Raw genomic sequence first — 255 nt, forward strand, 5'->3', positions numbered from 1 at the left:
CTGCTCCTAGTACGAGAGGACCGGAGTGGACGAACCTCTGGTGTACCGGTTGTGACGCCAGTCGCATCGCCGGGTAGCTATGTTCGGAAGAGATAACCGCTGAAAGCATCTAAGCGGGAAACTCGCCTCAAGATGAGACTTCCCCGGGGACTTGATCCCCTTGAAGGGTCGTTCGAGACCAGGACGTTGATAGGTCAGGTGTGGAAGCGCAGTAATGCGTTAAGCTAACTGATACTAATTGCCCGTAAGGCTTGA

1 rRNA gene is annotated in these 255 nt (G+C 54.1%); it reads left to right on the forward strand.

From position 1 onward, the window contains the following. A 23S ribosomal RNA gene (locus AB4Y42_RS44545) occupies positions 1-255 on the forward strand; the annotation flags it as partial.

Source organism: Paraburkholderia sp. EG286B, from assembly GCF_040965655.1.
Classification (GTDB): domain Bacteria; phylum Pseudomonadota; class Gammaproteobacteria; order Burkholderiales; family Burkholderiaceae; genus Paraburkholderia.